Here is a 21,710-nt window from a genome sequence, read left to right as displayed (position 1 = left end):
TACCTTGCAGGCCAATTTTATCTGAATGAAAAGGGAGGCCAATTCAATTGGAAAGCAAGCTTTATTACGAAGATCCATATTTAAAGTCATTCACCGCCCATCTCCTAAAACAGGAAAAGGATGAACAAGGCAAATGGTATGCAGTTTTAGACAAGACGGCCTTTTATCCAACTGGCGGAGGGCAGCCGAATGATACTGGTACTTTGAATGATATTAAAGTCATTGATGTAGAGGAAATAGATGGGGAAATCCGCCATTATGTAGAGAAGGAACTGCCAGAAACATTAGGCAATATTGCTGGACAAATAGATTGGGACAGACGCTTTGATCATATGCAGCAGCATGCAGGTCAGCATATTTTAACGGCGGCTTTTGTAGAGCTCTTTAGCTTCCCCACAGTAAGCTTTCACTTAGGAAAAGAAACTTCAACGATTGATTTAGATATTAGTGAGCTTACGGATGAACAAGCGCTAGAAGCTGAAAAGCTAGCTAATCAAATCATTTTAGAAGGCCGGCCAATCGAGACGAAATGGGTAACAGAGTCTGAACTCTCGGGGTACCAATTGCGGAAAGCGCTGTCTGTGACAGAGAATATCCGCCTCGTGATCATTCCCGATTTTGATTATAATGGCTGCGGCGGGACACATCCAAAGTCAACGGCTGAAGTCGGACCAATCAAAATATTAGATTGGGAGCGGCAAAAAAGTAAAATAAGGGTTCAATTTGTTTGTGGAGGGAGAGTATTAACGCAACTTCACCAAAAGCAAAAGGTAATAAAGGATTTAACAGAGCTTTTAAATGCTCCGGAACAAGGACTTCCCCCAGCTGCTAAAAAGCTGATTGACCTTGGCAAGGAACGGGATAAGACACTAGAATTCCTGCGAGAATCGCTTTTATCGTATGAGGCGAAAGAGCTCCTGCAACGCGCAGAAAAGCTGGAAAATGGAAAGATGATTTGTGAGGTTTTTCAAGATCGATCCATCCAGGAGCTCCAAAAGCTTGCCCGTTCGATAACAGCTTTTTCTGATGAAGTGCTTGTTTTTCTAGTAAATGAAACGAAAGACAAGCTGCAATTTGTCTGTGCGAGAGGTTCAAAGTCCTCCATCAGTATGAAACAGGTTTCGAGTGCTTTACTGTCAGCTATCAATGGAAAAGGCGGAGGTAATGACCACTTCGCACAGGGTGGGGGAGAAAAGCTAATCACTGGTGAACAACTGTTACAGCACGCGAGAGAAAAAGCGTTACAGGAAATCAAATAGTAGAAATGACACAAAAGAGTTAATAAAATATTTAGAAAAATCTTATAAAATAGTTGTCAGCCTGCCTCTGTTGTATTACAATCCATTATAAGGGCTATGCATTACAATGAATGTTTATGTTGACCACATAAACGCCTCATGTAATATCCGTGCTCTGCAGGAGGCATATTGATGTTTCAGCAAAATACAGTTTATATTATCGGCGACAGTAAAACCTCGTCGAACAATCCAATTATGCAAAAGTATAATAGTTTCTTCATCGGATTAGTAGTTAATCGGGAAACGAATGAAATTGTTGATGCAGAATGTTCTTCGACGATTGCATTAACTTCCATATTTATTAAATCTTTGTTCGTCGGCAAATCTATTTTAGAAGTGGAAAACGTGCTGGAGGAAATTGAACAGCGTTATTTTGGCTCGTCGCAAAAGGCCTTAATGGTAGCCTTTAAAAATGCAAATATTAAATATACACAAATAATGAATAAATAAGCTGCTTTTTCTGTTAATCGCAGATGAAATCCAGCTGTTGGAGATGTAATGGTTTTCTCTGGCAGCTGGATTTTTCTATATACACTTACTAGTAAACATCTATTCTATTAAGAAAAAAATGGGGGCTAAGAAATGAAGCTATATATATCTGTAGACATGGAAGGAATTACAGGGTTGGCAGATTACACACATGTGGATTCTTTCAAGCATAATTACGAACGAAGCCGAAAGATTATGACGGAAGAAGCAAACCATGTTATTTCAGCGGCCTTTGATTTAGGATGCGCAGAGGTAGTTGTGAATGACAGCCATTCGAAAATGAATAATCTTCTCATTGAAAATCTTCATCCTGAAGCTCAAGTCATAGTTGGAGATGTTAAGCCTTTTTCAATGGTGCAAGCTTTAGATTCTAGTTTCGTCGGAGCAATATTTGTCGGCTATCACGCTAGAGCCTCAATGAAAGGCGCGATGTCACACTCGATGATCTTTGGTGTGCGCAACATGTATATCAATGATGTAGCTATTGGGGAGATGGGCCTCAATGCTTACGTTGCTGGCTATCATGGCGTACCCGTTCTTATGGTGGCAGGAGATGACCGCGCAGCACTGGAAGCAGAGCAGCTCATTCCGAATGTGACAACAGCGATTGTGAAGGAAACCATTACCCGTTCAGCTGTTAAATCATTAACACCGGCCAAAGCAGGCGAACTTTTAAGAGAAAAAACAGCCGAAGCGTTAAAAAATCGGGATTTAGTGAAACCGCTCACACCGCCTGATAACCCGCTATTAAGAATTGAGTTTGCTAACTACGGGCAGGCAGAATGGGCAGCCTTAATGCCGGGAACAGAAATTGAAGAAAATACGACAATAGTCCGTTACCAGGCGAAGGATATTCTTGAAGCATATAAAGCGATGCTGGTCATGGTTGAATTAGCAATGAGAACCTCATTCTGTTAGGAAGTGTTATTAATGACAACATACATTGTAAAGCGCCTCATTGCCATGATTGTAACACTATGGCTCATCGTTACATTAACCTTTTTTCTCATGCATTCAATTCCAGGTTCTCCTTTTAATGAGGAAAGGGCGACGAATGAAACGGTTCAACGGAATTTAGAGAAGTTTTATCACTTAGACAAACCACTTTATGTTCAGTATGGGATGTATCTGAAATCTGTTGCCACGTTTGACTTTGGACCATCTATTAAAAAATCGTCTCAGACTGTCAACGACATGCTCGGACGCGGTTTTCCCGTTTCCTTTGAATTAGGAATGGTCACTTTAATTGTTGCCATTCTTTCTGGGATAACACTCGGAACCATTGCAGCCCTTCGCCATAATGGCATTATTGATTATTTAGCGATGACAATAGCCGTACTCGGAATTTCAATTCCAAACTTTGTCATGGCTACTTTTCTTATTCAGCAACTCGCGGTAAATTTAGGAATCCTACCTGTAGCTACATGGGTAAGTCCGAAGCATATGATTCTGCCTACGTTAGCGTTAGCAACTGGACCAATGGCGATTATTGCGAGATTAACCCGTGCCAGCATGCTAGAGGTATTAACGCAGGATTACATAAGAACTGCGAAAGCAAAGGGTTTATCACCAGTAAAAATTGTCTTCAAACATGCATTAAGGAACGCACTATTGCCAGTCGTTACTGTACTTGGCTCGCTTGCAGCTAGTATATTAACCGGGACATTTGTCATTGAGAAAATTTTTGCGATTCCGGGGATGGGAAAGTACTTTGTAGAAAGTATCAACCAGCGTGATTATCCAGTCATCATGGGGACGACCGTTTTTTATAGTTCAATCCTGATTATCATGCTTTTCTTAGTGGATATTGCTTACGGCATCCTCGATCCTCGAATTAAGCTCCATAAAAAGGAGGCCAGCTAAATGGAATTACGAAAACAGCATGATCGAAATATAGCAGCAGACATTCCAGATGAATGGTTTGTCCCGAAAGCTAGTAATCATTTAGATGCAGAGGCAGTTGTCCGGCCAAGTTTAAGCTATTGGCAAGATGCATGGCGACGCCTGTTGAAGAATAAATTAGCAATGGCGGGACTGACTTTTCTTATATTTCTTACCATAATGGCGATCTTTGGACCGATCATTTCACCACATGATGTAGCAGAGCAAAAACTCGTTAATCAAAATCTGCCTCCTTCAAGTAAACATTGGTTCGGGACGGATGAACTAGGAAGAGATGTTTTTTCAAGGACATGGTATGGAGCGAGAATTTCTTTATTTGTAGGAATTGTTGCTGCGTTAATTGATTTTGTCATCGGGGTTGTCTATGGAGGAGTGGCCGGATATAAAGGTGGAAAAGTCGACAATGTCATGATGAGAATCGTAGAAATTTTATACGGACTTCCTTATTTGCTCATTGTCATTTTAATAAGTGTTGTCATGGGACCAGGCTTGTTTACGATCATATTTGCCCTTACCGTTACAGGATGGATAGGGATGGCTCGGATTGTAAGAGGTCAGGTTTTGCAAATAAAAAACTATGAATTTGTGCTAGCATCGAAAACTTTTGGCACGAAAACATCGAGAATTATTAAGAAAAACCTCCTTCCGAACACGATGGGGCCAATCATTGTGCAAATGACTTTAACCGTTCCATCTGCCATCTTTGCAGAGGCATTCTTGAGCTTTCTTGGCTTAGGCATTCAGGCGCCATTAGCGAGCTGGGGTTCGATGGCAAGCGATGGTTTATCTACTATTCTATCGGGTCATTGGTGGCGGTTATTCTTCCCTGCATTCTTTATTTCATTGACCATGTTTTCATTTAATGTGCTCGGGGATGGACTTCAGGATGCACTCGATCCGAAGTTAAGGAGGTAATCATCATAGAAAAAGTTCTTGAAGTAAAGGATCTCCATGTTTCATTTAAAACATATGGCGGAGAAGTGAAGGCTGTCCGGGGAGTTACCTTCGACTTATATAAAGGTGAAACATTAGCGATCGTCGGTGAATCTGGCTGCGGTAAAAGCGTCACTTCTCAAAGTATTATGCGACTCATTCCAAACCCTCCAGGCAAAATCGTCCATGGTTCGATTCTGTTTAGAGGGAATGATCTTACTAAATTGAAAGAACCGCAAATGAGAAATATTCGCGGGGCAGATATTTCGATGATCTTTCAGGATCCGATGACAGCTCTCAATCCAACGATTACTGTTGGTGAGCAAATCATTGAAGGAATTTTGCAACATGAATCAATCACAAGACAAGAGGCGAAGAAAAAAGCATTAGAAATGCTGGATCTTGTAGGTATCCCTAATCCTAAGGAGCGATTGAAACATCACCCCCATCAGTTTAGCGGAGGGATGAGACAGCGGATTGTTATTGCCATGGCTCTCGTTTGCCAACCGGAAGTGTTAATAGCGGATGAGCCCACGACTGCATTGGATGTAACGATTCAAGCACAAATACTAGATTTGTTTAAAGATATCCAGAAGAAAACCGGTGTATCAATTATTCTTATCACCCACGATCTTGGAGTTGTTGCCCAAGTAGCTGACCGCATTGCGGTTATGTATGCAGGCAAAATTGTAGAGGCAGGATCAAGAAGGGAGATTTTCTATAATCCTCAGCATCCGTATACGAAAGGGCTGCTGAACTCAGTCCCTCGTCTTGATTTAGAAGGAGCTGAACTTATTCCGATAGGAGGCACTCCTCCAGATTTATTTTCACCGCCAAAAGGTTGCCCGTTTACAGCGAGATGCAGCTATGCAATGGAAGTTTGTGATCGGGTATACCCATTCAAAACGTATCTGAGTAATGAGCATCATGTGGATTGTTGGTTACAGGATGAACGGGCGACGAAAATACTTGCCAGTATGAAGTAGGTTACACCTTTTCAAAGGATTTTTTTGGCTTCGGATTGATGGGGCAATTCCTTCAACTTATTCAATAAATCATTGATGTATCAAGCACGAGGCGATGAATCCATTGAAAGTTTTTCACAGCAAAATTGCTGAAAACATTAAAAAAGTGATTAAAAAGGGGGAAGTTGACATGAAAAGATTTTTATCTCTTTTGCTGACAGGCTTATTGATCTTTGTTCTTGCTGCTTGTACAGCAAAACAGGGAGCAGGAACTGAGCCTGCGCCTACACCAGAAAAAGGCAATGATGACGGAAAAAAGGAAGAAGTAGCAACTGAAAAGGTACTTTACTTAAACAATGGGGCGGAGCCAACCTCATTTGATCCTCCAATCGGATTTGATTCTTATTCATGGAGTGCATTAAACAACTTAATGGAAGGTTTAACCCGCCTAGGCACGAACCATGATCCAGAAGCAGCAACAGCTGAGAAGTGGGATGTTTCAGAAGATGGGAAAGTTTATACATTCCACATTCGTGATAATGCGAAATGGTCAAATGGAGATGATGTGACAGCGGGAGATTTCGTCTTTGCTTGGAAACGCCTATTAGACCCTGAAACAGGATCACCAGCTGCGTTCCTTGGATACTTCATTGAGGGAGCTGAAGCATTTAATAATAGCGAAGGATCAGCTGATGATGTAAAGGTAAAAGCAGTAGATGATAAAACATTTGAAGTCACATTAGTTAGCCCGCAAGCATACTTCCTAAGTGTTATTACGAACCCTGCTTTCTTCCCGATTAATGAGGAGGTAGCAACCGAAAATCCGAAATGGTTTGCCGAAGCAGCCACTTTTATTGGAAATGGACCATTCAACTTAACAGAATGGGAGCATGACAGCCATTTCGTTATGGAAAAGAATGATCAATATTGGGATGCGGGAACAGTTAAGCTTGATAAAGTTCATTGGGCTATCATCGATGACACAAATACAGAATATCAAATGTTCCAAACTGGAAATCTAGATGTATCGGATGTTCCAGCTGACCTAGCTGAGCAAATTCTTTCAGAAGGAAAAGCAAAGGTTGAAGACCAGGCAGGAGATTATTTCTATCGTTTTAACGTAACGATGGAGCCATTCCAAAATGTAAATATTCGTAAAGCTTTTGCTATGGCTATTGACCAGCAGCAAATTGTTGATTTTGTTACAAAAAACCAACAAAAACCAGCATACGGCTTCGTTTCATACGGATTTAATGATGCAAACGGCAAAGATTTCCGGGAAACAGCTGGGGATCTTATCAAAACAAATCCTGAAGAAGCAAAAGCACTTCTTGCAAAAGGCATGGAAGAGGAAGGCTACACAACTCTTCCAGAAGTAACATTGACGTACAGCACAAGTGATTCCCATAAGAAAATTGCTGAGGCACTTCAGCAAATGTTTAAAGATAATCTAGGTGTCGAAGTAAAGCTAGCAAATATGGAGTGGAATGTGTTTGCGGGAGAACAAACTGCGTTAAAGTTCCAATTCTCACGCAGCTCTTTCTTAGCTGATTATGCAGATCCAATTAACTTCCTAGAAAACTTCCAAACTGGTTTATCTATGAACCGTACGGGTTGGAGCAATGCGAAATACGACCAATTAATTAAAGATGCCAAAAATGAAGCTGATGAGGCAAAGCGTTATGAAATGATGTACGAAGCTGAAAGAATCTTATTTGATGAGATGCCAATCGTACCTCTTTACTTCTATAACCAAGTTAATTTAGAAAATGAAGCTGTTTCTGGCATCGTTCGCCACCCAGTTGGCTATTTAGAGCTAAAATGGGCGGATAAAAATTAAAATCATAAGTCTTTTTTTATAAAGTTTGTTGTTGTACAAGGGTGATTTTAATTTAACTATCTGAGTTGATTGGAGCGGAGGGCACTTGACTCCTGCGGGAATGGAGGGAAGCGGGAGACCCCACAGGCGGTAACGCCGAGGAGGCTCCCGTCCCTCCCCGCGGAAAGCAAGTGCCCGCAGCGGAAATCAACGGGCAAACTTTGAAGGCTAAAAACAACAAAGCTAATCATAGAGAGGGGGTGTTCGCATGAACATCCCTTTTTTCAAAAGAATACTAGTTAACTTTTTGAATATGGTTTTAAGAAGATCAAATTTCAAAAGGATGTGTCAGCATGTTGATAAAACCTTATGCGTTAAAGGCCGGAGACACGATTGGCATTATTGCACCGGCTAGCCCGCCTAATCAGGAGAATTTGCAGCGTTCTTTCTCATTTTTAGAAGAGCTTGGGTTAAATGTGAAGCTTGGCAAACATGTATATGATCAATATGGATATTTGGCAGGAAAAGATAACGATCGATTAGATGATTTACATATGATGTTTTTGGATCGGGAAGTGAAGGCAATTATTTGCGCAGGCGGAGGATACGGGACTGGACGGATTGCTTCAAATATAGACTATGATCTTATCAGAGATAACCCGAAAATCTTCTGGGGGTACAGCGATATTACCTTTTTGCATACCGCCATTCGCCAGCAGGCAGGATTAGTTACTTTTCATGGACCTATGCTTGCCTCTGATATCGGTAAGGAGGATGCACATCCTCTATCAAAGCAATCGTATTATCAATTATTTAGACCGACTAAAATTCAATATACTGAAGAGCTTTCTCCTTTAGAAACTATCATTGAAGGTCAAGCCAGCGGAGAAATAACAGGCGGAAACTTGTCTCTTATCGCAAGTACGATTGGCACCCCATTTGAAATTGATACAAAAGGGAAGCTGTTATTAATTGAGGATATTAATGAAGAACCGCGCTCCATTGACCGGATGTTAAATCAATTGTACACGGCTGGCAAGCTTTATGATGCAGCTGGTCTCATTATTGGCGATTTCAATAATTGTGTTCCAGAAAGAGAGCTTTCTTTAAGCCTAGATGAAGTGATTGACCATTACGTTCATTTGGCAAATAAACCGGCAATGAAGGGATTCAAAATCGGCCATTGCTCACCGCATATTGCCATTCCTCTTGGTGTTCATGCCGAAATGAACACAGCGAAGAAACAATTAACAATTGAAAGTGGAGTTAAGTAAAGGTTTAGTTTACTAAAGGGTGGTATAGATGAAAATAGACAAAATAGAAACATTCAAGGTAGCGATACCACTTAGAAAGCCATTCAAAACGGCGTTGCGGACAGTTAACACTGCTGAATCTATTCTAGTAAAAGTAACATGTGATAACGGCATCATCGGTTGGGGGGAGGCCCCACCAACTGTTGTTATTACAGGGGAAACTCTATCAAGCATCGAATCCGCTATTCATCAAGTATTAAAGCCTTATTTAGAACAACAAAGCCTTCTTAATTTTGAAGCAATTTTTCAAGGAATCCAATCCATATTAATTGGAAATTCTAGTGCAAAGGCCGCTGTTGATATGGCTTTGTACGATTGTTTATCACAGCAATGCAAGCTCCCGCTTTACCAATTTCTCGGCGGTCATAAAAATGAAATTGAAACAGATTTTACAGTAAGTGTAAATGGTCCAGAGGAAATGGGAGAAGACGCCGTTTCCTATGTCCAACAAGGATTCGATGTGCTGAAGGTGAAAGTAGGCAAGGATAATACTGCAACAGATATTGAACGGATCCGTGAAATAAGAGGGCGTATCGGGAACAACATTAAAATCCGCCTTGATGCCAATCAGGGCTGGACACCGAAAGAGGCCATTCAGGCGATCCGCAAAATGGAGGAACTAGGGTTAAATATTGAGCTTGTTGAACAGCCTGTTAAAGCATGGGATATAGCTGGACTGAAACAGGTGACGGATCATGTAGACACGCTGATCATGGCAGACGAAAGTGTTTTTTCGCCAAGGCAAGCTTTTGAAGTCATCAAATCAAGAAGTGCTGATTTAATTAATATTAAATTAATGAAGTCTGGCGGGATTTATCAAGCGCAAATTATTAATCAGCTAGCTGAGGTATGCGGAATGGAATGTATGGTCGGAAGCATGATTGAAACACGGATCGGCATTTCCGCAGCGGCTCATTTTGCTGCCAGTAAGAAAAATATTACGCGTTTCGATTTCGATGCACCACTCATGCTCGCAAAAGAACTCGTCGAAGGTGGCATTAAGTATAACGGCAGAAAAGTTACTTTACCAACAGAACCTGGTTTAGGTATTCGTCATGTAAATGTAGAGGAGGGAGCTTCAGTTGGCAATTCAAAATAAATGGCTCGTGAATGTTCCAGTTGCAACTGTTTGGACGTCGTTTGATTCGGCTCGAGAAGTAGATAAACAAGCGGTGGAGAACCCTGCAGATATTGAGTCGTGGTTAAACAGTTTAACTCATGAAAAGCTGTTAGGGCTCTGCGATCAAAACCTTGTTCAAACTCAAGTTTTACTTGGCCAGGAAGTATACGTATTGGAAGAAAAAGTGGGATGGGCACATATTATTGTGCCTAATCAAGCTTCCTCCAAAAATAAGGAAGGCTATCCTGGATGGATCCCTGCAGCTCAAATTGTCCAGAGTCAAGATTCGGCGTTAAAAAAGGGACAAGTTGCTGTCGTCACGCAAAAGGTGGCAACCCTTTACGGAATTGATTATAAGCCTATCATGTCATTGAGCTATCAAACGGTGTTACCGATAATTAGTAGCGGGAATAATTGGGTTCGAGTACAGATGCCATCGGGAGCGGGATTTTTTAAAGCTGAAGATGTCACTCAGTATGATTCCATTCAGGACCTTCCAAAAGGGAATGGAAAAAACATTGTTGCTGCAGGTGTACAATTCCTTGGATTGCCTTATTTATGGGGGGGAATGAGTAGCTTTGGCTATGATTGCTCAGGATTCAGCTACTCCATGTGCAGGGCGAACGGATACACAATCCCACGTGACGCACATGATCAGGCGGCGTCAGGTAAAAATGTTGACTTGGATAAAATAGAGCCTGGCGATCTTTTGTATTTTGCTTACGAGGAAGGGAAAGGAAAAATCCACCACGTTGGCATTTATTATGGAGAAGGCAAACTGCTGCATTCGCCATGTACAGGAAAAGGCATTGAGATCATCGATTTAAAAGACACGGTTTATGAAAAGGAATTATGTGCAGCGAGGCGCTACTGGCAAGAGACGGGGGAATAGCTATGACAAATGGAGCATTGTTAGAGGTGAAGCATCTCAAGAAGCATTTCTCGTTAGGGAAGGGGCAAATTTTAAAAGCAGTTGATGATGTTTCATTTTACATTAAAAAGGGAGAAACGTTCGGCATTGTCGGGGAATCCGGCTGCGGTAAATCTACAGCTGGACGTACCATTATTGGCCTGTATGATCGGACAGACGGCGAAGTTATTTACGATGGGAAAAACGTCCATAAAATGACTGAAAAAGAAAGGTTTGCTTTTCATAGGAAAATGCAAATGATTTTCCAAGATCCATATGCTTCGTTAAATCCGCGTTCCACTGTAAGGGAAATCATTTCTGAGCCGATGGAGGTTCATGGAATTTATCCGAATAAAAAGGAACGTTTGGAAAGGGTTTATCAGCTTTTAGAGGATGTCGGTCTGAATAGGGATCATGCCAATCGTTATCCACATGAATTCAGCGGAGGGCAAAGACAAAGAATTGGCATTGCCCGTGCTCTTTCACTCGATCCAGACTTTATTATTGCGGATGAACCGATCTCTGCTCTTGATGTTTCTGTCCAAGCACAGGTCGTTAATTTGTTGAAAAATCTGCAAAAAAAGAAAGGCTTAACCTTTTTGTTTATTGCCCATGACTTATCAATGGTCAAGCATATTAGCGACCGGATCGGTGTGATGTATTTAGGTAATCTTGTCGAGTTAACGGCAAGTGCCAATCTTTATCAAAACCCTCTTCATCCATATACACAGGCTCTTTTATCAGCCATTCCGATTCCAGATCCAGATGTGGAGGACAAGCGTGAACGGATCATTTTACAAGGCGAGCTTCCAAGTCCGATTAATCCGCCGAGCGGCTGTGTATTCCGAACCCGCTGCCCATATGCAATGGAAGCTTGCTCAAGCATGAAGCCAGAATGGCAGGAAATAGAAGAGAACCATTTTGTCGCATGCCATTTATACAATAAAAAAGTGGCAGGCGATACAACCCAATCTCAAGTAGCCGTTACGATACGGGCGAGAAATTAAGATGAAATTTCTTTCTTTAAAAGCGAAAGTTGAAGAAGTAGCTGCGAAATGTCAAGGAAGAGTTGGGTTGGTAGTGGAAACAAGCGAAGGCCGGTTGGAAATAAGACATCATGAGAAATTCTCCTCAGCGAGTTTAATTAAGATTCCTATTTTAATAGAGGGATTGCGCCAATATGATCACGGGCTACTTCATCTTCAAGAATATGTACCGGCTTCCCCTTCTTCTAGAGTAGGAGGAGCTGGTGTCATTCAAACACTATCAGATGATTTGCAGCTAAAAGTTGTTGATTTAATGGCGTTAATGATCATTGTTTCCGATAATACTGCGACAAACCTGTTAATCGATCGCCTCGGCAAGGATAAAATTAATCAGTGTATTCAAGCATTGTACTTACAAAGCACCGAGCTTAATCGCAAAATGATGGATTTTGTAGCCATCCGAAATGGCAGAAACAACTATACAAGTCCGGAAGATATGATTACTTGCTTAAAGGTCATTGATAATCAGCCCCAATTTTTATCTGGAGCAAGTTCGGTAAAAGCGTTAACTATCTTGGAAAATCAGCAATTCAAAAATAAACTTTCGTATTTGATGGACTTAGATCATATTCGAGTTGCAAATAAAACGGGAGAATTGCCTGGAGTGGAACATGATTGCGCTATTATCAAGTATGGCGGCAAAACCATCTATGCTGCTGTCCTAATCGATCAGCTTTCCAAGCAAGAGGATGGCCATAAGACTCTAGCGCAAATCGGAAAATTAGTATCACAATATATAATGACAAATTAAGAAAGGAATGGTTATCATCGAACCATTCCTTTCCCTCATTAATATAAACGTTTAGAATAGCTTTCCACAAGTGATGCCTGAATGGTCTCACTGTTTACATCTGGCAAGTTAATGTGATCAGCTAATATTTGCGAAGGGGAAGGCAGCTGAGCTTTTGACAGCCAAGTTTCATGATGCCACAGTTTTGAGCGCTTGAAGGCCTTAGCGCAATGAATATAGCACTCTTCCACTTGAACAGCGATGCCAAGCATCGGCGTTTTTCCGTGAGCCTCCATTTTTTTAAGAATATTGGAATCCTTTATAATGGCCGCTTTTCCATTCACTCTTAATGTCTCCTCCAAGCCAGGTATGACAAAGATAAGACCAATATAAGGATTCGCAATAATATTTCTCAATGAATCCATCCGTTTGTTTCCTGGTCGTTCGGGTATAACAAGATACTGATCATCAAGCAAATGAACAAAACCAGGTGCATCTCCACGGGGTGAAGAATCACAATGCCCATTCGCATCAGCGGTTGAAATAAACACGATCGGAGATTTAGCAATAAATTCTCTGCAATGATGATCTAAATGATTGATGACCTTGTTAGCGACATTTCTGCTCGGTGTTCCTAATAATTCGCGCAGCTCTTCTTCAGACGAAATCGTTTCCTTAAAAACCATTCTATTTTTCCTCCTAGATAGCTATTAAGTTCCTAATCTATTGCGAGAAATACGAATAAATCTTAGCTGAGGGATGGCAATGCCAATTAAAATAAGAACAATACCAATGGATTGTGCACTAGAAATTTTCTCTCCTAGAATAATCATCGCTGTAATAATGGCTGCTGGCAGTTCTGCCGACCCAACAATGGTAGCAAGCCCAGCGTCGATCTTTGGCGTTCCAATCGCAAAGAGAACAATCGGAAAAATGGCTCCAAAAAACGCCATAGCTAAACTATATTTCCATAAACCTTGAACATGAACGCCATTTGCCAATAAAATCGGACCAGCAATGAACGAAAGAATGATCAGTCCCCCAAGCGTAATAAAAATACTGCGTTGAATGCTTGGCACTCCCGTAGCAACTTTTCCGCTTGCAAAAATAAACGTTGCGTATGTAACCGCAGATAATAATCCGTAAATCAAACCATCTATTTGTAAAGGCTGTCCGTTGCTTGTCATCAGATTGCTGGCAAAAATAGTACCAAGAATAAGAAAGGTGACAGAAAAAATCTTATTTTTGCTTGGCATTTTTCTCTCATATATAGCTTCCATTGCGATGCCAATCCAAGTGAATTGAAACAAGAGGACGATGGCAAGGGAAGCTGAAACCCGTTCAAGACTTAATCCGTAGAAAATTCCTGTCAGAGCGAGAGAGGTACCTGTTAACATAAGTGCACCCGCTTGTTTAAAGCTAATTTTTACACGTTTGATAAAAGGGAGGGTCAATAACAGCAGCAAAAAGCCAAAAAGATATTGGCTACCTGTTAACTCCCAAACAGAATGCCCGGCCGTTAGCGCTGTCTTCACAATTGATGCTAAGATCCCGTAGCTGCAGGCACCGATAAAAATAAAAATAGAATATTTAAAGTTATTCATAGATGTAGCTCCTTAATAAATGTCCAATAGATTAATTTTACCATTTTTTCAAGGAGCCTTGGAGGTTATTTTAGAAGGGGGTTTTCCCCACGATCATGGTCATCATTTTCAAATGGAGAAGCTTTTCCAAGCTCCTTGTTAATAAAATAAAAACCGCTTAATGAAACGATTGTAAAGCCCCAATTTAATGCTTGTCTGAGGAGAATCCCTTTATCAAAGGCCTCCACACCATATTGTTGAATAAGCCATGTTTTAATCCCAGCGAGAATGATAAACTTCAGAGCAAAGCCAGCAGTCACCCAGTTGAAGATCGTTAATATCTTTTTTCCGAAGAAAAGAGACTTCATTTCCGACCGATCTTGGCCTTGCATTTCTGTTAAATCAAGCGCCATAAATAAGAAGATAGGCTTTTTGACTAAGATGGTTCCTAGGAAAACGGCACCTAAAAAATATGAATAAATTACATTATTCCAAAGAAGTTGAATGGCCGATCCGGCGAGAATATCAATCAGAAAAGTAATGATAAGATTCGTCAGCAAGAAGAGTCCAAAGAAATTGACCTTCTTAAGCTCAAAGAAGCGGTATAGGCTGTATAAAATGCCGGGAACGGTTGAAAGAATCATTGCTAAATAATCCCCGAACCAATCCCGTCCAATATTCCAAACCGCTAATGGGAACGCAACATAAAAAATAATATCAAGCAGCACAATATTCTTCTTCAAATGATCACATCCTACAAAATAGTTATTGTATTAGTTCACTATCTAGAAGTCATTTCCTCTTTTTTGCAGAAAAAAGAGCCAGTGCTAATCTCACTGACTCTTCCTGTTATTAATATTATTCTCCTAAATAAGCGCTAAGCATCCAAATATGTGTATCAACTTTTACTAAAAGCTCAACAGCTAGGTCGTTGATCGTATCGTTATCATGTTGGTCAGCTAAATCAGCTAACTCTTTTAACTCAGTTTTGAGCAATTTATAGTCGTTAATAAGGCTTGCAACCATGTCATTTGCATTTGTTTCTCCGTTCGTTTCTTCGATAGTTGCAATGCTTAAATATTCTTTCATCGTTGCGACAGGCTTACCGCCAATTGCAAGGAGACGCTCTGCTGCTTCGTCGACAACACCGGCAGCCTCATTATATAATTCCTCGAACTTCTCGTGAAGAGTGAAGAACAATGGCCCTTTTACGAACCAATGGTAACGGTGAAGTTTTGTGTAAAGAACGCTCCAGTTTGAGATTTGTACATTTAATGCTGAGAATAAGTTTTCCATTATATCGTCCTCCTCTGTTATGTCTAAATTTATTATAACATGTACAATATTAAAATCAATACTTAATTATAATAATTATAAACTAATTTTAATTATAAAGAAGTCCCAGTTTATTTGAACTGAGACGAAGGGGTTTATTTAGTTTTCTTCTTTTTTCGGATGACTACATAAATCACATAAGCAATAACAATAATTAAGGAGCCAATAATGGTAATAAGTGTGAAGTTTTGTTCAATAAATGGCCTTGCTTTATCACCAAGGTATACAATTAGGGCTGCCTCTATAAAGAACCGTGCTCCACGGCCGATAATCGACCAAATGACTAAAACACGCAGCGGGATTTTGGAAATTCCAGCGAAAATCGTAAAGACTTTGTACGGAATAGGTGTAAAGGCAGAAATAAGAACCGCCATTGGACCATATAAAGTAAAATAATGTTCGACCTTTTGAATTTTTTCCTCAGAGATAATGAGTCTGAGGACGCGACGCCCAAGTATCTTCCCAATAAACCAGCCAAAGATGGCACCAAGCACGGATGCAACAGTTGTAAGAAACGCATACCATATGACACGATCAGGATCGGCAATCCCCATAGGAATTAATAGAACGTCTGGAGGAATCGGGAAAAAGGAAGAGTCTGCAAAAGATACAAAGAATAATCCCCATACCCCATACTCCATCAGCCATGCTTCAATTGCATGTATCATTTCCAACATAAATCATATTCTCCTTTAATAAACTAAATGAAGTATACCATCTTGGAGCATGTACGTCATGGCGAAGAAATGCGGAAGTGCCTTGAACAGCCCCGACAAGCATAAGACAAACCGTCAGGAAGGTTGTTCTTTAACCTTCTTGGCGGATTGGCTTATGACCTCGAGGGGCTAGGCGCTGGAGCTAGACAAGGATAAATATGATAATTATTTAGCATTAAGTGGATTAATCATCTACAATAGAAGAAAAGGTCGGATTCATTAAGGAGTTTTATATGCTAATATTATTGTTTTTTTTATTGGGCGCGTGTATTAGTGTACTGTCTGGATTTTTCGGAGTAGGCGGGGGCTTTATATTAACACCTTTACTGATGTTATTTGGCTATTCTCCGATTGAAGCGATAACGACAAGCTTGTTATTTACACTTGGTACATCCCTTTCAGGAATCACTACCCATATCCGGTATAAAAATATTCTTTGGAAAAATGGGATTATACTCGGAATAAGCGGGGTTGCATCAACTCAGCTGGCGAAGCCATTTGTTATTTACCTTGAAAATAAAGGGATAGATGAATGGGTTATTCCTATTTTTTATATTATTCTCCTTTCCTATTTTGCAATGAAAATGTTTAAGCAGGGAAGAAAGTCATCCGGGGCGGCGGACGAGAAAACAGCTCATCCTTCTGTCATTAAAATGTTTTTCATCGGTGTGTTTGCAGGTTTTGTCTCTGCCACATTAGGGGTAGGTGGAGGATTTATTATTGTTCCGCTATCTGTTGCCTTTTTAGGATTTGAACCGAAGAAAGCAATCGGTACGAGTCTTTTTACAATCTTCCTAATTGTTCCAGCCGCCTTCTTATCCTATGCATTCACTGTTCCAATCGACTTTAAAGTTAGTTTATTGCTTGTGGCGGGCGGACTCATCGGTTCTTCCTTTGGAGCGAAGCTGACAAGATATTATGAAAATAAAGAAATAAGCCTCCTTCTTAGCAGCATTTATATTGCGACATTAATAAGCGTCGCTTTAAAGCTGATGGGATTAAATGTAGTTGGGTTGATTTTACTAGGCTGCTTCATTCTATATTTCTTTATTAAATCGATCATTAAAGTCCAGCGTTACAAAGTAGAAAGGGACATGGGGACAGGTACATCGTCCCAATAAAGTGAAATTTCATTCAGTGGTGGGCTTACTGCCCTCTGCGATAAATAAAGGGTTGGTGTGACAAGCAGTTCTTGTTACACCAACCCTTTTCATTTTAATTAGCCTTCTTCGGCACATATTTAGCATCTGACCCAAACATATAGAATTTATGATGATACCTAATTCCGAATATTAGCCCCATCGCCATCATGTTCCCCATTAAGGAACTGCCCCCGTAGCTAATAAAAGGAAGGGGGATACCGGTAATTGGCAATACTTGAATAGTCATGCCGATGTTTTGAAAAACGTGAAAGGTAATCATGCTGATTACGCCGACACAAATATATGTGTTAAATTGGTCTTTCGTTTCGAGAGCGATTTTCGTCAAATGATAAATGAGCAGGAAAAATAAACTGATGACAACACTCCCGCCAATGAATCCGTATTCTTCGCCAATGACACTGAAGATAAAATCTGTATGACTGTCAGGAATATATACTTGCCTTTCACTAAATCCTTTTCCCGCTAAAAGTCCGGATCCAATCGCTTGCATCGATTTATACAGCTGCATGCCAGCTCCCTGTTTGTGGCCAATTGGATCAAGCCAAGAATAGATTCGGTAAAATTGGTATGCCTCCACTTTTAAATATTTTTCCAAAATTTCTGGAGCGGCGATAACAAAATATAAAATAACTCCAGCGGTCGTACTGCCTAAACCAACAATGGGGACAATAATTTTCCATGAAATTCCGGATGCCAAAATCATTCCCGCTAAGATGGCGATTACGACAAGTGCCGTCCCTAAATCTCTGACAATAATGAGTATTAATGGGATAGAGGTGACAGCAACTAATTTAATTAATAGGAATAAGTCCGTTTTCAGCGTTTTTCTTAAATGCTTTTCATGATGATTGTCGATCAATTTGCTCAAAATGATAATGATAAATACCTTTACAAACTCAGAAGGCTGGATTTGGCCTAAATAGGGAATAACATACCAAAGCTGGGCTCCTTTTTTAACTGGTACAATGCTTTCTGGAGCAATAAATAGCCCCACAAGCAGTAGAATTCCAATTCCATATAATATCCAGGAAAGCCTTTTAATTTGCTCACTATCAAAATACATGACAACAGCGACGATAAAAATCCCTATAATATAATTGATTATTTGATTTAACACAAAGTTGCCATGATATTGTCCCGATGCCTGCCCGCTATATATAGTAATACAACTAATAAGGAAAAATAAAAATAAGAGTAAACATAATGTCCAATCGAATCGTTCCGCCACTTTTATTGGCTTATTCATTAAGCATGCACCTATTTCATTTCATTCTTTACATTTCATCGTAACAAAGAAAAAATCCCCTTTCAATGAAATTCTATCCTACTTAATATAAGACGAAAAAAAGGAAGCTATAGTTCCAAAAAAAGGCACGGAAAAAATCCATGCCTTACATAAGATGTTTAATGAACATCGTAGCAATCCCAAAATAGGTCACAAGTGAGAATATATCATTCAGCGTTGTGATTAATGGTCCAGAAGCGACTGCAGGATCGACTTTGAACCGATATAAAACGAGCGGGATAATCGTTCCGGCGAGTGTCCCAATGATTAATGTGAGGAATAATGAAACGCCAACGACGGCTCCTAAAATGGCATTATCTTGCCAGAAATAGGCGATAAGGAATATTAAAATTCCACAAATTAAACCGATAATCAAGCTTACACCAAATTCCCTCATAATAAGCCGGAAGACGGCTTTTTTATCTAAATCGTTAGAAACAAGGCCCCTAACAACGACAGCAAGTGATTGGGTCCCCGTATTACCTGTCATCCCAGCAATCATTGGCATGAAAAAGGCAAGAGCAACGACCTTCTGTAAAGTTTCTTCAAACCCGCTAATAATACTTCCTGAAAGAATACCAATAAATAAGAGCAAAATCAGCCATGGCAGTCTGCGATAGGCAGCAACAAACGCCTTCGTTTCAAAATCAATGGACTTTCCTGTAGCAGAAATTTTCTCAAAATCTTCATTAGCTTCTTGGATAACAACGTCAATGATGTCGTCGACTGTCGCAATTCCCATTAAAACATTTTCTTCACTGACGACTGGAATCGCTAGAAAGTCATATCTTTCAATAAGCCTGGCCACTTCTTCTTGGTCAGTCGTCACAGTAACTGAGATAACCCGTTCATACATAATATTTTTTATAAGTTCATTAGGCTCAGCGATTAAAAGGTCACGATAAGAGACAACGCCAACGAGCTTTCGGTCTTGATCAATGACATATAAATAATTTATCGTTTCCGCAAATTCGACAAAGGATTTAAGTTTTCCAACTGCATCCATAACCGTATAGTAGTCGCGGATCCATACGAACCGGTTTGTCATCAAACGCCCAGCCGTTTCTGGCGGATAGTTCATGATATCCTGAACAGCTTGCGATTCGCTTTTTTTCATTCCAGAAAGTAGCGAAGCGATTTTTTCCGGGGATAAATCATCTAATAAAAGGGCCAAGTCATCATTATCCATCAAGTCTAATACTTTACCCGTTTTTTCAATTCCGAGCTTATTTAAAACCTCAAGCTGATCCTCTTTGCTCAGCTCTTGAATTAAGTCAGCTAGCCGGTCAACGTTCATAAAAATTAAAAAGCGTGTTTTATGCTTTTCCGGAAGATCTTCATAAATTTGCGCAATGTCGTATGGCTGTAATTCATCGAGTATCGTTTCAAATTCTTTTTTCTTATTTTCTTTAAGTGTCTTTATAATGTGAAGAGTGATCTGATTTTCTGTCATATTCTGAATCATCCGTCTCACACTCCTTTCGCTATAATGAGATTTTTTTAAAATAGCTTTATTAGGATTCGTAACATTCCATGCTTATTATAAAAAATTTTGCTATTGAATGAAATGGAGTTATGATAAATATAGTAGAAACTTTATTTACCATATAAAATTGTTGTCGGTTTCGCAGAGCTTATCCTTGATGTACGAAGGAATCGCAGCGCAGTGAAATGAACCCGACGATATTTAGTTGAGATTATTATTGGAAATTAATAAAAATTGATGTATAAATTGATTATTATTGGTAAGATGATTTTTATAAAAAGGTTGTATCATTTGCCGCAGATAAACGGGCAGTAAGATTCCCACCTCAAAACTTTAGAGGAATCGTGGGAGTTTAAGTGGGAGATCAACTGCCCGTAAAGGCCCGATAAGTTCAACTAACATTCAGTGGGAAAGACACCCACTGAATGAAGTTTCACTATATACGGAGGTTTCACCATTGAAAAAAAGGAACCATAATATTCGTGATATCATCTATATTCATTTAAATGAACGAGAGCAATATGTATTGACCTATGGAATAGAATTTGCTGAGTTCTCACAGGCCCTGTTCAATTCGATTAACAGTCTATTACTGCTGAAGCATCGCTATGATGATGCGGACTTTAATATGCACACCTTACATGAATATGTTTCAAAAGACAAGCTCAAAAAGCTAATGGAAAAAGAAGTATATGGCTATGGGGATTTTTGCTGGATTGATTTTGAAGAGGAAGAAGATTTAAATGAGCTTTCCGGTCAATCAATAGCGGAGCTTCTATACCTTGGGCATTTAAAGGAGCACCTGAAACCGCCATTTTATAATCACTTAAGTAATCGTTATGTGTATTTAGCCCATGATGACGGCTGGTTTAATAAAACCTATTATCGGGAGTTTAATGATTTTTACCACATGCTTGGCGATGTCATTCCTGAGAAAATGGGCCATACAAGAGTGGAGAAGTCATTGCTTGGCTTGAGGAAAAAGAAAGCTTACCCTTCGATTTCAATCGATATTCTTCGTACGTTGAAACCACTTATGAGAGAGGGAGCCGTCCTTTCGATCAAGGACATTGAACAAAATCGAACGGGACTCGAAATCCCCATCTGGCCAATTGGTGATTTTATCGATATGGATGAAATGTATGAGGAATATGAGCGTATTGTAAAAACCCCATGTGCGGCCAAGCTGGTGTTTGATAAAAAATCGAGAGAATGGAGAGCGTATAGCCAATAATAGTCGTTCTATTGTTGGCTATTTAGCTTGAGATGGGACGCGTTATTGCGAGTCATCAGTCAAAACGGTAACTATGAAGTGTTTATGGGATGCGTTATTGCGAGTGACCAGTCAAAACGGTGACTATGAAGTGTTCATGGAACGCGTTTTTGCGAGTCATCAGTCAAAATGGTAATTATGAAGTGTTCATGGAACGCGTTTTCGCGAGTCCTCAGTCAAAACGGTAACTATGAAGTGCTCATAGTACGCGTTTTCGCGAGTCGCCAGTCAAAACGGTAACTATGAAGTGTTCATGGAACGCGTTTTCGCGAGTCGCCAGTCAAAACGGTAACTATGAAGTGTTCATGGTACGCGTTTTCGCGAGTCCTCAGTCAAAACGGTGA

General features: G+C 40.1%; 21 protein-coding genes. 14 read left to right on the top strand and 7 right to left on the bottom strand.

What is annotated here, in order from left to right:
- Positions 1–47 precede the first annotated feature (47 nt).
- From F7731_RS20965 to F7731_RS20910, 12 genes are all read left to right on the top strand, one after another.
- A complete protein-coding gene (locus F7731_RS20965; protein WP_151536757.1) occupies positions 48–1,259 on the top strand; it encodes an alanyl-tRNA editing protein in 1,212 nt (403 codons plus the stop codon).
- A gap of 171 nt (positions 1,260–1,430) precedes the next feature.
- On the top strand, positions 1,431–1,748 hold the full coding sequence (locus tag F7731_RS20960) for a DUF3870 domain-containing protein (protein ID WP_151536756.1): 318 nt from the start codon (positions 1,431–1,433) through the stop codon (positions 1,746–1,748).
- A 132-nt stretch (positions 1,749–1,880) separates the two neighbouring features.
- Positions 1,881–2,705 (top strand): M55 family metallopeptidase, encoded by an 825-nt coding sequence (locus F7731_RS20955; protein WP_151536755.1) that lies wholly within the window; start codon positions 1,881–1,883, stop codon positions 2,703–2,705.
- 12 nt (positions 2,706–2,717) lie between these two features.
- On the top strand, positions 2,718–3,650 hold the full coding sequence (locus tag F7731_RS20950) for an ABC transporter permease (protein WP_151536754.1): 933 nt from the start codon (positions 2,718–2,720) through the stop codon (positions 3,648–3,650).
- Positions 3,651–4,604: an ABC transporter permease gene (locus F7731_RS20945; RefSeq protein ID WP_151536753.1), complete on the top strand. Its 954-nt coding sequence runs from the start codon at positions 3,651–3,653 to the stop codon at positions 4,602–4,604. It begins immediately after the preceding gene.
- A gap of 5 nt (positions 4,605–4,609) precedes the next feature.
- A complete protein-coding gene (locus F7731_RS20940; RefSeq protein ID WP_151536752.1) occupies positions 4,610–5,608 on the top strand; it encodes an ABC transporter ATP-binding protein in 999 nt (332 codons plus the stop codon).
- A 169-nt stretch (positions 5,609–5,777) separates the two neighbouring features.
- Entirely contained in the window at positions 5,778–7,427 is a 1,650-nt protein-coding gene (locus F7731_RS20935) for a peptide ABC transporter substrate-binding protein (RefSeq protein ID WP_151536751.1), read from the top strand.
- 332 nt (positions 7,428–7,759) lie between these two features.
- Positions 7,760–8,680, top strand: coding sequence for a S66 peptidase family protein (locus tag F7731_RS20930; protein WP_151536750.1), 921 nt, complete (start codon positions 7,760–7,762; stop codon positions 8,678–8,680).
- Positions 8,681–8,708: 28 nt separating this feature from the next.
- Complete coding sequence (locus F7731_RS20925; RefSeq protein WP_151536749.1) at positions 8,709–9,818, top strand: dipeptide epimerase; 1,110 nt, start codon at positions 8,709–8,711, stop codon at positions 9,816–9,818.
- Complete coding sequence (locus tag F7731_RS20920) at positions 9,802–10,731, top strand: C40 family peptidase (RefSeq protein WP_151536748.1); 930 nt, start codon at positions 9,802–9,804, stop codon at positions 10,729–10,731. The genes F7731_RS20925 and F7731_RS20920 overlap by 17 nt, the downstream gene beginning before the upstream one ends.
- A 2-nt stretch (positions 10,732–10,733) precedes the next feature.
- The gene (locus F7731_RS20915; RefSeq protein WP_151536747.1) at positions 10,734–11,756 is read left to right on the top strand and encodes an ABC transporter ATP-binding protein; all 1,023 of its coding nucleotides are present in this window, start codon (positions 10,734–10,736) and stop codon (positions 11,754–11,756) included.
- A gap of 1 nt (position 11,757) precedes the next feature.
- Positions 11,758–12,546 (top strand): serine hydrolase, encoded by a 789-nt coding sequence (locus tag F7731_RS20910; RefSeq protein ID WP_151536746.1) that lies wholly within the window; start codon positions 11,758–11,760, stop codon positions 12,544–12,546.
- 38 nt (positions 12,547–12,584) lie between these two features.
- Here F7731_RS20910 and F7731_RS20905 read toward each other — a convergent pair whose 3' ends face one another.
- The 5 genes from F7731_RS20905 to F7731_RS20885 form a co-directional block, all read right to left on the bottom strand.
- A complete protein-coding gene (locus F7731_RS20905; RefSeq protein ID WP_151536745.1) occupies positions 12,585–13,211 on the bottom strand; it encodes a pyridoxamine 5'-phosphate oxidase family protein in 627 nt (208 codons plus the stop codon).
- A 24-nt stretch (positions 13,212–13,235) separates the two neighbouring features.
- Positions 13,236–14,129: an EamA family transporter gene (locus F7731_RS20900; protein WP_151536744.1), complete on the bottom strand. Its 894-nt coding sequence runs from the start codon at positions 14,127–14,129 to the stop codon at positions 13,236–13,238.
- Between the two features lie 65 nt (positions 14,130–14,194).
- Entirely contained in the window at positions 14,195–14,851 is a 657-nt protein-coding gene (locus tag F7731_RS20895; RefSeq protein ID WP_246197363.1) for a VC0807 family protein, read from the bottom strand.
- 115 nt (positions 14,852–14,966) lie between these two features.
- On the bottom strand, positions 14,967–15,404 hold the full coding sequence (locus F7731_RS20890) for a Dps family protein (protein ID WP_151536743.1): 438 nt from the start codon (positions 15,402–15,404) through the stop codon (positions 14,967–14,969).
- Between the two features lie 134 nt (positions 15,405–15,538).
- Positions 15,539–16,120: a YqaA family protein gene (locus F7731_RS20885; protein WP_151536742.1), complete on the bottom strand. Its 582-nt coding sequence runs from the start codon at positions 16,118–16,120 to the stop codon at positions 15,539–15,541.
- 272 nt (positions 16,121–16,392) lie between these two features.
- Here F7731_RS20885 and F7731_RS20880 point away from each other — a divergent pair, with 272 nt between their 5' ends.
- Entirely contained in the window at positions 16,393–17,280 is an 888-nt protein-coding gene (locus tag F7731_RS20880) for a sulfite exporter TauE/SafE family protein (RefSeq protein WP_151536741.1), read from the top strand.
- 94 nt (positions 17,281–17,374) lie between these two features.
- Here F7731_RS20880 and F7731_RS20875 read toward each other — a convergent pair whose 3' ends face one another.
- Entirely contained in the window at positions 17,375–18,568 is a 1,194-nt protein-coding gene (locus F7731_RS20875) for an FtsW/RodA/SpoVE family cell cycle protein (RefSeq protein WP_151536740.1), read from the bottom strand.
- A 145-nt stretch (positions 18,569–18,713) separates the two neighbouring features.
- The gene (mgtE, locus tag F7731_RS20870; protein WP_151536739.1) at positions 18,714–20,072 is read right to left on the bottom strand and encodes a magnesium transporter; all 1,359 of its coding nucleotides are present in this window, start codon (positions 20,070–20,072) and stop codon (positions 18,714–18,716) included.
- A 478-nt stretch (positions 20,073–20,550) separates the two neighbouring features.
- Between mgtE and F7731_RS20865 the strand changes: the two genes are divergently transcribed.
- Positions 20,551–21,327, top strand: coding sequence for a hypothetical protein (locus F7731_RS20865; protein ID WP_151536738.1), 777 nt, complete (start codon positions 20,551–20,553; stop codon positions 21,325–21,327).
- The last annotated feature ends 383 nt before the right edge of the window (positions 21,328–21,710 follow it).

Source organism: Cytobacillus depressus (assembly GCF_008923245.1).
GTDB lineage: Bacteria > Bacillota > Bacilli > Bacillales > Cytobacillaceae > Cytobacillus > Cytobacillus depressus.
Note: the sequence above shows the minus strand (reverse complement) of the source record. Positions and strands in the feature narration are given on the sequence as shown.